Source organism: Bacillus sp. FSL W7-1034 (assembly GCF_038593365.1).
In the GTDB taxonomy this organism is placed as follows: domain Bacteria; phylum Bacillota; class Bacilli; order Bacillales; family Bacillaceae; genus Bacillus; species Bacillus altitudinis.
In genome coordinates this window covers 3519567-3531470 of sequence record NZ_CP151989.1, presented here as the reverse complement: position 1 = coordinate 3531470, position 11904 = coordinate 3519567, and the positions used below count along the sequence as shown (strand labels likewise).

The 11904-nt window shown below is 43.3% G+C and carries 11 protein-coding genes; 10 read left to right on the top strand and 1 reads right to left on the bottom strand.

The window, feature by feature from the left end:
• The 5 genes from isdG to cydC all read left to right on the top strand — a co-directional run bounded on the left by isdG (window position 1) and on the right by cydC (window position 7332).
• Window positions 1–1122, top strand: a complete 1122-nt coding sequence (gene isdG, locus NST73_RS18220; RefSeq protein ID WP_041507982.1) for a heme oxygenase — start codon at window positions 1–3, stop codon at window positions 1120–1122.
• Window positions 1123–1451: 329 nt separating this feature from the next.
• On the top strand, window positions 1452–2867 hold the full coding sequence (locus NST73_RS18215; protein ID WP_144679041.1) for a cytochrome ubiquinol oxidase subunit I: 1416 nt from the start codon (window positions 1452–1454) through the stop codon (window positions 2865–2867).
• On the top strand, window positions 2854–3870 hold the full coding sequence (gene cydB, locus NST73_RS18210; protein WP_342499264.1) for a cytochrome d ubiquinol oxidase subunit II: 1017 nt from the start codon (window positions 2854–2856) through the stop codon (window positions 3868–3870). The genes NST73_RS18215 and cydB overlap by 14 nt, the downstream gene beginning before the upstream one ends.
• Entirely contained in the window at window positions 3870–5603 is a 1734-nt protein-coding gene (gene cydD, locus NST73_RS18205; RefSeq protein ID WP_058337089.1) for a thiol reductant ABC exporter subunit CydD, read from the top strand. Before cydB ends, cydD begins: the two co-directional genes overlap by 1 nt.
• A complete protein-coding gene (gene cydC, locus NST73_RS18200) occupies window positions 5596–7332 on the top strand; it encodes a thiol reductant ABC exporter subunit CydC (protein ID WP_135009537.1) in 1737 nt (578 codons plus the stop codon). The genes cydD and cydC overlap by 8 nt, the downstream gene beginning before the upstream one ends.
• A gap of 56 nt (window positions 7333–7388) precedes the next feature.
• Here the strand turns inward: cydC and NST73_RS18195 are convergent, their stop codons facing one another.
• Window positions 7389–8420, bottom strand: coding sequence for a pectate lyase (locus NST73_RS18195; protein WP_008345573.1), 1032 nt, complete (start codon window positions 8418–8420; stop codon window positions 7389–7391).
• Between the two features lie 488 nt (window positions 8421–8908).
• Between NST73_RS18195 and sigY the strand changes: the two genes are divergently transcribed.
• The 5 genes from sigY (at window position 8909) to NST73_RS18170 (ending at window position 11835) form a co-directional block, all read left to right on the top strand.
• Complete coding sequence (sigY, locus tag NST73_RS18190) at window positions 8909–9439, top strand: RNA polymerase sigma factor SigY (protein WP_058337087.1); 531 nt, start codon at window positions 8909–8911, stop codon at window positions 9437–9439.
• Window positions 9439–9750 carry a YxlC family protein gene (locus tag NST73_RS18185; protein ID WP_144679043.1) on the top strand — a complete coding sequence of 104 codons (312 nt, stop codon included), beginning with the start codon at window positions 9439–9441 and terminating at the stop codon, window positions 9748–9750. The genes sigY and NST73_RS18185 overlap by 1 nt, the downstream gene beginning before the upstream one ends.
• Window positions 9747–9959 carry a hypothetical protein gene (locus NST73_RS18180; RefSeq protein WP_008345569.1) on the top strand — a complete coding sequence of 71 codons (213 nt, stop codon included), beginning with the start codon at window positions 9747–9749 and terminating at the stop codon, window positions 9957–9959. The genes NST73_RS18185 and NST73_RS18180 overlap by 4 nt, the downstream gene beginning before the upstream one ends.
• Window positions 9960–10267: 308 nt before the next feature.
• Window positions 10268–11638 carry an NADP-specific glutamate dehydrogenase gene (gene gdhA, locus NST73_RS18175; RefSeq protein ID WP_039165114.1) on the top strand — a complete coding sequence of 457 codons (1371 nt, stop codon included), beginning with the start codon at window positions 10268–10270 and terminating at the stop codon, window positions 11636–11638.
• Window positions 11639–11721: 83 nt separating this feature from the next.
• Complete coding sequence (locus tag NST73_RS18170) at window positions 11722–11835, top strand: hypothetical protein (protein WP_226650551.1); 114 nt, start codon at window positions 11722–11724, stop codon at window positions 11833–11835.
• The last annotated feature ends 69 nt before the right edge of the window (window positions 11836–11904 follow it).

Genomic DNA, 11904 nt, shown 5'->3' with positions numbered 1-11904 from the left:
ATGGATGTCATTGCAATGGATGACGTGAGTCTCAGTCAAGGCGGCTTTCGGCTGTCTTCCATTTCAGCAGCTGTTCCTAAAGGGAGTGTAACCGGAATCATTGGCCCGAATGGGTCAGGTAAGTCGACTTTTATCAAAGCGGCCGCACGACTGACCTCAATCGAAAGCGGCATGATTTACATTCACGACATCCCGCAAAAAGAGATGACGGCACAGGAGATCGCCAAGGAGGTGGCGGTTCTCATGCAAACAAGAACCGCCATTCCATCGATGACAGTACGTGAGCTTGTCGCACTTGGACGCAGTCCGCACCGTTCCATCTGGAAAAAAAGCAGTACGTCAGATCATGAAGCGATTGAGTGGGCGCTTGAGGTGACGAATAGCCGCACCAATGAAAACAGAATGCTTCATACATTGTCAGGCGGAGAAAGACAAAAGGCATATATTGCAATGGCACTAGCTCAGAAGACAGAAACCATCATTCTCGATGAGCCAACCACTTATTTAGACATTGCGCATCAGCTTGAATTACTGGAGCTACTCAAACAGCTGAATCAAACACATGGCATCACCATTTTAATGGTTCTCCATGACTTGCAGCAGGCCGCAAAATATTGTGACCGTCTCATTGCTATGAAGCGAGGTCAGGTGCATCAAATTGGCTCACCAAAAGAAGTGTTAACAGAAGACTTTTTCAAGGAGGTTTTTGGGATTCAGGCAGAGGTTCACTTAGACGGTGAGCATCCGCTCATTATCCCAATCGCCTCCATTCAACAACAAAAGGGAGATGAACCAAACATGATTATTGTAAACAACCAAGTAAGAGTAGAAAAAGGCAGTGCAGACCACCTTGTTAAACGGTTTAACAAGCAGGGACAAGTAGAATTTATGGAAGGCTTTTTAGGAATGGAAGTATGGGTCACTCAGCAGACAACTGATTACGATGAAGTGACCATTCACACCCGCTGGAATCGAAAAGAAGACTTTGTGAATTGGACAAAATCTCAGGCATTTGGTGATGCGCACGCTCATGGAAAGGCGAAACCTGAAGGCCTGTTAAAAAACAAAATTACGTACTATGAAGTGCAAGTCACAAGACCCGCTTTACAGAAAAAAGCCTAAATATTCAAAAGCGCTGCAGCGAAGAAGCAGCGCTATTTTTTTTGTGATGGTCTCTTTCCGTCACATATTTTTGACAAAGTATTCAAACAACTGACACAATCCTATCCAAATTTTAGGTAAAATTTACTTTATTTTTGAAGCACATGGGTGTAAAGTACAGGTATAAATAACTAACCGAATGAAAATCAAGAGTAAAATTTCACCGAGTGAACTATATCAAATGGACTTTCACTTGTGAATCATTGAACAAATAGTGAATTTTTTGTGAAATGGTGAGCATAAATATCTCGAATCATTCGGCATGCGAAAGTAAGGGAGGATGTAAGGCTGTGAGTGAGCTGTTTTTAGCAAGATTTCAATTTGCCTCAACGACATTATTTCATTTTATTTTTGTTCCTATGTCTATAGGTTTGGTATTTATCGTTGCATTGATGCAAACCCTTTATGTGGTGAAGAAAAAAGACATCTATAAAAAGATGGCAAAATTTTGGGGTCACCTTTTCTTAATTAACTTTGCAGTAGGTGTGGTGACAGGGATTCTGCAAGAATTCCAGTTTGGGATGAACTGGTCAGATTATTCAAGGTTTGTCGGTGATGTCTTTGGTGCACCGCTTGCCATTGAAGCGCTATTGGCCTTTTTCCTTGAATCGACCTTTATTGGTCTTTGGATATTCGGCTGGGACCGTCTACCGAAAAAAATTCATTTGTTATGTATTTGGCTTGTTTCTCTTGGTACGATCTTTTCGGCGTTTTGGATTTTACTCGCCAACTCATTTATGCAGGAGCCAGTTGGATTTGTGATTAAAAATGGCCGTGCAGAAATGAATGACTTTGGGGCGCTCGTGACAAATCCGCAACTTTGGGTAGAGTTCCCGCACGTTCTGTTTGGTGCATTGGCAACCGGTGCTTTCTTTATCGCGGGTGTCAGTGCCTATAAAATGATCAAAAAACAAGAAGTGACCTTTTTCAAAAAATCTTTCCAGATTGCCATGGTGCTTGCTTTCATTTCTGGCTTAGGTGTGGCGTTCTCTGGACATGATCAAGCGAAGCACTTAATGGAATCACAGCCGATGAAGATGGCAGCAAGTGAAGCCCTTTGGAAGGATAGTGGAGATCCAGCGGCTTGGACACTATTTGCCAACATTGATACAGATAAAAAAGAAAACTCTGCGGAGATCAATATTCCGTTTGCTTTAAGTTACTTGGCTTATTCGAAGTTTAGTGGAGATGTGCCAGGTATGCTGACCCTTCAAAAAGAATATGAAGCAAAGTTTGGTCCTGGAGATTACATTCCTCCAGTCAAAACAACCTTCTGGAGCTTTAGAATCATGGTGGGTGCCGGCATGTTGATGATTTTTGCTAGTATGATTGGTTTGTATTTGAGCTTTAGAAAAAAACTAGAATCAAACAAATGGTATTTACGCTTCATGGTATGGATGATTGCGTTCCCGTTTATTGCAAACTCAGCGGGCTGGATCATGACGGAAATTGGGCGTCAGCCGTGGACAGTCTTTGGTATGATGACAACCGCACAATCCATTTCACCAAACGTATCGTACGGCATGTTGCTATTCTCAGTCATTAGCTTTACGGCCATTTATCTGATTCTTGCCATCGTGCTTGCCTACTTATTCATTCGAGAAATTAAAAAAGGTGCACATTCTGAAGAGAATACAGATCAAAAGGATGAAACGGACCTGTCTACAGATCCATTTGATGGAGGCGCATATCATGGCATATCTTAACGAGATTTGGTTTATTCTTGTCGCAGTATTGTTTGTTGGATTTTTCTTCTTAGAAGGATTTGATTTTGGTGTCGGGATGTCCATGCAACTGCTTGGAAAAGATGCACATGAGCGCCGCATTTTAATCAATACGATTGGCCCTTTCTGGGATGCGAATGAGGTCTGGCTGATTACAGCTGGCGGGGCTATTTTCGCCGCTTTTCCTCACTGGTACGCTACGATGTTCAGCGGATACTATATTCCATTTACGATTCTCCTATTAGCGCTCATTGGGCGGGGGGTCGCCTTTGAATTTAGAGGGAAGGTCGAGAAGGCTTCATGGATCAAAACGTGGGACTGGATCATCTTCTTTGGCAGTCTGCTTCCGCCATTTTTACTCGGAGTGCTATTCACAAGTATGTTACGAGGAATGCCAATTGATCAAGATATGAATATGTACGCTGGATTTACAGACTTCGTCAATCTTTATTCAGTGATCGGCGGGGTAGCTGTGACGGTGCTTTGCCTCCTGCATGGATTGATTTTCGTCACACTCCGCACTGAGGGTGATTTAAGAAATCGTGCAAGAAAGCTCGGTCAGCGTGTTTTATTGATTGCACTACCAGTTCTTGTTGTATTTGTTGGTGTGTCTATTCTTGAAACGGACATTTATACCGTGCGTCCGATCATCACAATCCCTTTAACTGTACTCATTGTGGTTTGTTATGTAGCGGCTCTATTCTTTATGAGAAAAGAGCGTGATGGATGGACATTTTTATTCACAGGTGCAGGTATTATGGTGACGGTGACCATGCTTTTCACAGCATTATTCCCGCGTGTCATGATTAGTTCGATCAACCATGCATTCGACCTCACCATTCAAAACGCTGCATCAGGATCTTATTCACTGACGGTCATGACGATTGTTACCATTTCTTTGCTACCTTTTGTGCTTGGGTATCAAATCTGGAGCTACTATGTCTTCCGTAAACGTGTAAGCGGTAAGGAGCCAATGACCTACTAATGGATAAACGTTTGCTTCAACTAAAAGGAATGAGGGGGCTTCTTGCCCTCTTAGGTATTGTGTCAATCATCCAAGGAGCAAGTATTATTTTTCAAGCACAGTGGCTGGCACATGCCATAACAACGCTGTTTGACGGGAAGAGCCTCATGCAGGCAACACCTTATGTCTTGCTGTTTCTTGCTGCCTTTCTGGTGCGGCACGGTCTCACCTTGATGCGGGAGAAGGTCATGTTCACCTATTCTTCCCGAATTGGAGCAGACGTGAGAAAGCAGCTGTTGGACCAGCTGTTCCGTTTAGGGCCAGCTTTCACGAAGAAAAAAGGAACAGGCAAGCTTGTGACATTGGCGATGGAGGGCATTGTCCAATATCGTCAGTATTTACAGCTGTTTTTGCCGAAAATGGTGAACATGGCAGTTATTCCGGTGATGGTGCTTGTCTATGTTTGGACATTAGATGAAACATCTGCTGTCATTCTCATTGTCACGCTGCCGATTTTAATTGTTTTTATGATTTTGCTAGGACTTGTCGCTCAGCGTAAAGCGGCCAAACAATGGAGATCGTATGAGAAATTATCCAATCATTTTACTGATTCTCTCCGTGGCCTTGAAACGCTTCGCTACTTAGGGATTAGCAAAAAGCATTCTCGCAATATTGGAGAGGTCTCAAAGCGTTATCGAAAGGCGACGATGAGCACACTGAAAGTCGCCTTTCTTTCATCTTTTGCTCTCGATTTCTTTTCAATGCTGTCCATTGCGACTGTCGCTGTATTTCTCGGCTTGCGCTTAATTGAGGGAGATCTTTTGTTATTGCCCGCTTTGACCGCACTGATGCTTGCGCCAGAATATTTCTTGCCAGTCCGTGAAGTGGGAAATGATTATCATGCGACGTTAAACGGTAAAGAAGCGAATGAGGCGATTCAAGTGATTTTAGAGGAAAAGGGCTTCCGAGAGCAGGAGACACAATCCGTGCAGCTGAACGAGTGGAATGAGCAATCTGAGCTCATACTGCAAGATGTCAGTGTCTTGCATGATGAACATGCTCCTTATTCGATTCAGGATGTGGACCTCACTGTGAAAGGAAAGAAAAAGATTGGGATCATCGGTGCCAGTGGTTCGGGGAAATCGACGTTAACGGATGTCCTCGGCGGTTTTGTTGAACCGTCTGCAGGTGAAATGATCCTAAACGGAAAGCCGCTTGCTCATTTACAGCTGGCGGCATGGCAAAAAGAAGTTGTTTATATGCCGCAGCATCCTTATTTATTTCACATGACACTGAGAGAAAACATTCGTTTTTATGAACCGAATGCAACAGATGAAGACGTCGAAAGAGCGGTGCAAGAGGCAGGTTTGTCTCAGCTCGTAGCTGAACTCCCCAATGGACTGGATGAGGTCATTGGCGAACAGGGCAGAGGACTGAGCGGTGGACAAGCGCAGCGGATTGCCCTCGCTCGCACAGTGCTCGGCCAGCGATCTATTATGCTGTTAGATGAACCAACGGCTCATCTGGATATTGAGACAGAGTATGAATTGAAGAAAACAATGCTTCCATTGTTTGAAGATAAACTTGTGTTTTTAGCCACACACAGACTTCATTGGATGACGGATATGGATGAAATCATTGTGATGGATCATGGGACGATTGCAGAGATGGGGACTCATGAATCATTAATGGAAAGAAAAGGTGTGTACTATCAATTGGTACAGGAACAAATGGGGGCGGTCACACATGGTTAGTAAAGGCTGGTTTATACCTTATATCAAGGAGAATCAAAAGCTGTTTGCCTTGGTGCTTTTTTTAGGGGCGATTGCGGTGTTTTCTGCTTCTATGCTCATGTATACGTCAGGGTTCCTCATTTCAAAAGCTGCCACAAGACCTGAGAATATCTTGATGGTCTATGTCCCAATCGTGGCAGTACGTACCTTTGGTATTTCACGTTCAGCGGCTCGTTATGCAGAGAGACTGGCGAGTCATCAGCTCATTTTGACGATGATTGAAAAAATGCGGGTACGTCTTTATGATATGGCTGAACGAAGTGCCAAACAGACTAAGCTTGGAACAGGTGAAATGCTTGGGCTGTTATCAGAAGATGTGGAGAGATTACAGGATGCGTATTTAAAAACAATTTTTCCATCCATCGGTGCGCTGCTTTTATATGCCGCTTCGATTGGAGCACTTGGGCTTTTCTCATGGCCTTTTGCCGGGTTGATGCTGCTTTATATGGCGCTGCTCGTATTTGTATTCCCATACATCACAGTACTTGTGAACCGGGCGCGACAAATTCAAATGAAGAAAGGCAGAAATGAACTGTACAGCCATTTAACGGATGCTGTCATGGGCGTGAGTGACTGGTTGTTTAGTGGCAGACAGAACGATTTTGTTGAAGGCTATGAACGAAAAGAAGCAAAGCTATTAGCACTCGAAGCGGCAAAGCACCGGTTTATCCGTCTGCGCCAATTTTTAGCACAGCTAGTGATTGGAGGAGCAGTCGTCCTTGTCGTGTATTGGAGCGGCTCAGTCGTTCAGGCTGGTTCTATGCCGCACACGCTCATCGCAGCCTTTGTGCTTGTGCTGTTTCCATTAACAGAAGCCTTTCTTCCGCTGTCAGATGCAGCAGGCGATATTCCTGTTTATCAGCATGCCGTCAGCAGATTAAATCATTATGAAGAGCAGTCGTATGAAGGATTAGTGGAGAGGAAGGCAGCAGACGAGACACCCGTCTCTGATGGCGTTGAAGCGGTCTGTTTTGATCAAGTCACCTTCGGATATGAAGTAGATCAACATGTACTAAAGCATTTTTCGTTTTCCATGAAGCAAGGTGAATCGCTCGCTCTTTTAGGAAAAAGCGGTGCAGGCAAATCGACCATTTTAAAATTGTTAGAAGGGGCAGTCGTGCCAAATCAAGGGGTTGTCAGCATTCAGGGGAAACCGGTACAAAGCATTCAAGAGGAGATATCCTCTTATGTGTCTGTGCTCAATCAACAGCCCTATTTATTTGATACGTCTGTTTTAAACAACATTCGCTTAGGTTCTCCAGAAGCGACAGAAGAGCAAGTAAAAGAAGCCGCGCGGCAAGTTCAGCTGCACGATTACATTGAGTCTTTGCCAGAAGGTTATCACACAGGTGTACAAGAGACAGGGGTTCGTTTCTCTGGTGGAGAAAGACAGCGTATGGCTCTAGCACGGATTTTGCTGCAAAACACACCGATTGTTGTATTAGATGAGCCAACTGTCGGGCTTGATCCACGCACAGAGCGTGAATTGCTTGAAACAATCTTCCGTGTGTTAAAAGGAAAAACAGTCATTTGGATCACCCATCACCTCACTGGCTGTGAGGCATGTGACCGTATGATGTTTATTGAAGGTGGACGTATTGAGATGGAAGGGCACCATCATGATTTGCTGAAAGAAAATGTGCGTTATCAAAAGCTGTATGAAATGGATCGTCCATTTTCGAACGTGTAAAAAATGTATGACAAGAACGTTCGGACAGAAGATTTCTGCCCGAACGTTTTTTGAGTTTAAGGGTTTACTTTTCCTACACCCGCATTTGATACAACTTCTGATTTCACATTGTTCACGTTAAGCAAAGAGTAGTTATAAGGAGGGTTGTACGTACCTGTTGAAGACGTTGGCAGGCTACCTGTGCTGTTAATATATGAGTTGTTGATGACATGCCATGTACCGACTTGACGGCTGTCCCAGCTGCCAATGGCATTGTTTGTATTTTCAAATACGTTGTGCTCAATTCTCATTTTTGCGCCCATACGAGAGTTAATCGCAGTTGTATGGATGCCTTTGTAGTAGTTGTTATACACATGACCTTCTCCGTAGCGCATAGACGGTACACGAGAGTTCAAGTTTTCAAAGCGGTTGTTGTGGAATGTGATTTTTCTGTTGTAGTTATCGTTATCGGAGCTGCCCATCAGCATTGTTTTCCAGCTGTCATGGACATAGTTCCATGAGAACGTAATGTAATCGGAGTCATTTTTCACATCGAATAACCCATCATAGTCATCTTTCCCAGAGTTCAAAGTGTTGTAGAGTTCATTATGGTCGACCCATACGTTTTTAGAGCCACCTTCGATTCCGATGGCATCTTTATCACCGATTTTGCTGTGATGGATTTTGAGGTTGCGGATGATGACGTTATTGGCACGCCATACTTTAATACCAATCCCATTAAATTCGCCGTTTGTCCCTTTACCGACGATGGAGACATTGTTTGTATCTTTCACATCAATTTTATTGGCTGATGTATTAGAAGGAGTAATCGTTCCGTCTACCACGATTTTCAATTTTTCATTTGTTCCTTTGCTTTTGAGGGCAGCTAATAGTTCATTTCCCGTTTTCACCGTCACCGTTTTACCGCCTTCACCGCCTGTTGTACCGCCATTTAATGTGGAGAATCCTTGCTGATTAAAATTGGCCATAATCGAAGGGCTTTCTGGATATTTCGTTGCTGCTTTTGCCTCCCCATTTGGCGCAAATAATGAAGTCACGAGACCAACCGCTAACACACCAGCTAACATTGGAACTTTTTTCTTCAACATGAACATCTCCATTCTCTATTTTGTTTTAATGTAAACGTTTCCAAAATAAGCTGCGATTCAACCGTTCCTCCTTCCTTCGCCAGCATCGCCTCTTTCGGAATGTAGGAAGAGCATAGCACGCAAAAAGGTATCATCGGCTAAGAATTGGAACGAAGTATTCCACGATTTTCAAGGAAACTAAGGCAATGATTATTTCAATTTATCTACATGAGACAAGGATCATTGACGATAGGTATTGGGGTAACCTAGTGATTATGAAAAGGACGTTCTTCTTTTCAAGGAAAATCAAGATGATTACGAAAGCGTCATTTTGTTAGAGACAAAGACATGTCATAATCATTACATAAGAAAAAAATGGATATCAAATAGATCCATGCGCTAAATAGCTGGTAGAAAAGGCTCCAATTAAAAAAAGAAGGTCTATTTTAAACGATGCGATCACCGGTGTCGTCTAATCAATAAGAGATAGAAAGGAAGGAGGGACGTGTTTGGAGCAGACCGAGGAGACTTTATGGATCAAGCGGGCAAAACAGGGGGATGATGCCGCATTTACCGCCCTTTATCGGCATCATTATTCGTTTCTTTACCGTTATTTGATGAAATTGACCCTTCAACAAGAGCTGACAGAGGAGATTATGCAAGAAACGATGCTCAAAGCGTACATAAAACTTTCTTCTTTTAGAGGAGATTCATTATTTTCAACATGGCTCATGTCCATTGCATCTAGACAATTTTTAGATCATCAAAAGAAAAGAAAACGTGAACAAACGAGAGAAGGAAAGGCGAATCAAGAAGCCATCCGCCGGTTCAAATGGGATGTTCAGCAAAAAGGCCATACTTGGCATGACATGTGGGATGCTCTAAATGAGTTAAAGGCTCAGGAGAGAGCACCGATCCTTCTCCATTACTATTATGGCTTTACTTACCCTGAAATCGCTTCGATGCTCGGGGTGAGAGAAGGTACGGTGAAATCGAGGGTTCATCATGGGATCAAGAAAATTCGAAAGGAGTGGGACTGATGAAAGAAGATCGTTTCGCCGATCGTTTAAAAGAGGGGCTGCAGGAGCTCGATGAACAAATCGAAGTAGAAAAGCCGAGTGAACAAGCTTTGATGTTGATGCTAAAGCAGGCAAAGGCAAAAGAGAAAAAACGTTTTAAACAAGAAGTGCTGGCGTACATCATCGTCAGTCTGACCATCATGACACTTTTTGCAGCTGCCATTACTCATTTGCCCATCATCTTCATTCTTCTCCAAGTGGTGAGCGTGCCACTCTGTGTGGTTGTCGGCATCAAGGAATACCAACATATTAAAGGAGGGTCCTCCTTATGAGTCAGACGGAAATGATCATCTTATTGTGCGCATTACCGTTACTGTTTGCACAGGGATTTCTCTTATTTATGGATGCCAAGAAAAGAGGGCGTTATAAATGGTTCTGGGGCATCATTGGATTAATCAACTTCCCATCTTCTTCTATTTTATATTGGCTGTGTGTTGTCTTACCTGATCGTAAAAGAGGAGAAAAGCTCAGGAAAGATTGAAAGACGTTGTAAAACTTTTGACCTTTTTTTTGAATGATCATCATCTAGAAAAAATGAAAGTTTCATGAATGTGTCAAAGAAAGCGGGATGTTGAACGTCCAGTTCGTCATTTCTAGCACGATAGTCATTCTTTGAGCGGGTCATTTTCATGACGGAAGGTGATTCTGCTTGATCTATCTCATTTCGGCATCGTTTTCATCTGTTATCAATATTGATCAGTTTTTACAAATGGTGTTAAATTAATCTCAATATGCGTTAGAAAATCTAACAACCAAAGAGTGAGATTTTGACAAGGAGGCAGATGAGACATGTTGACCTTAGATCGAGCAGCACAAACAGCACAAAGCTACATCCACCGTGTGCTAGAGGATGTAGAAAAACGGAATCCAGGCGAGGCGGAATTCCAGCAAGCCGTGAAAGAAATTCTGGAATCCCTCGTCCCGGTTTTTGCAAAACACCCAGAGTATGAAAAACAGGGGATCTTAGAACGCTTAATTGAGCCTGAGCGGCTTGTGATGTTTCGTGTACCGTGGGTAGACGATGAAGGCAAAGTACAGGTGAACAGAGGATTCAGGGTTCAATTTAATAGTGCCATCGGTCCTTATAAGGGGGGCATTCGTTTCCACCCATCGGTCAATGCAAGCATCATCAAGTTTTTAGGATTTGAACAAATCTTTAAAAACGCACTGACAGGTTTGCCGATCGGCGGAGGAAAAGGTGGATCAGATTTTGACCCTAAAGGGAAATCTGATGGAGAAATCATGCGTTTTGTTCAAAGCTTTATGAGTGAACTCAGTCGTTATATTGGACCTGATCAAGATGTACCGGCAGGAGATATTGGGGTAGGCGCACGCGAAATTGGCTATATGTTCGGCCAGTACAAAAAAATGCGTGGTGCGTATGAAGCAGGTGTCCTGACAGGAAAGAGCCCTGGCTTCGGAGGCAGTTTAGCAAGAAAAGAAGCGACCGGCTATGGACTGGTGTACTTTATGGAAGAAATGTTAAAAGCCCACGGAATGCAATTTGAAGGACGATCTGTTGTTGTGTCTGGGTCAGGAAATGTATCGATTTATGCGATGGAAAAAGTATTGGAATTAGGCGGAAAGGTTGTGGCTTGTAGTGATTCAAGCGGAGCCATTTACGACCCTCAAGGCATTTCACTTGAGACAGTGAAGCAGCTGAAGGAAGTCGATAACCAGCGAATTAGTGCCTACATAGACATTCACCCGCATGCTGAATTGATTGAAGATTGCGAACAAATTTGGTCTCTCCCTTGTGACATTGCGCTGCCATGTGCGACCCAAAATGAAATTTCAGAGTCGCAAGCACAGCAGCTAGTGGCAAACGGTGTCATCGCTGTAGGAGAAGGGGCCAATATGCCGTCCACACTTGAGGCCGTCAAAGTATTTGAACAACATGATATTTTGTTTGCACCAGCAAAAGCAGCAAATGCTGGGGGAGTGGGTGTTTCGGCGTTAGAAATGGCGCAAAACAGTGCGAGAATGTCTTGGACTTTTGAAGAAGTAGATGGTCAGTTGAAACAAATGATGCAGTCGATTTATCGTCAGTGTACTGAGACAGCTGAAGAATACGGATACGCTGGAAATTTAACGGTAGGCGCAAATATTGCAGGATTTCGCAAAGTGGCAGATGCCATGATCGCACAAGGCGTCATTTAACTCCTGCTCTCCCGCACCTGTTTATTTCATGACAAGATCGGGAATCGTCTTGTAAGAATGACAATAAGGAGGCGCGGGAGAAAATGAAAAAGTGGCTGAAACAAATTGTCAAATGGGCACCAGTGATTTATCCAGTGGTGAGGAAAATATACAAAGAACGAAAAGTATCCAAAAGTCGTAACGTATCAGCCGGGTAATCCGGCTTTTTTTTATGAAATGAATGAAACAAAAAAATATGCTGTGTGAATGATCCATTTCACTTCTCT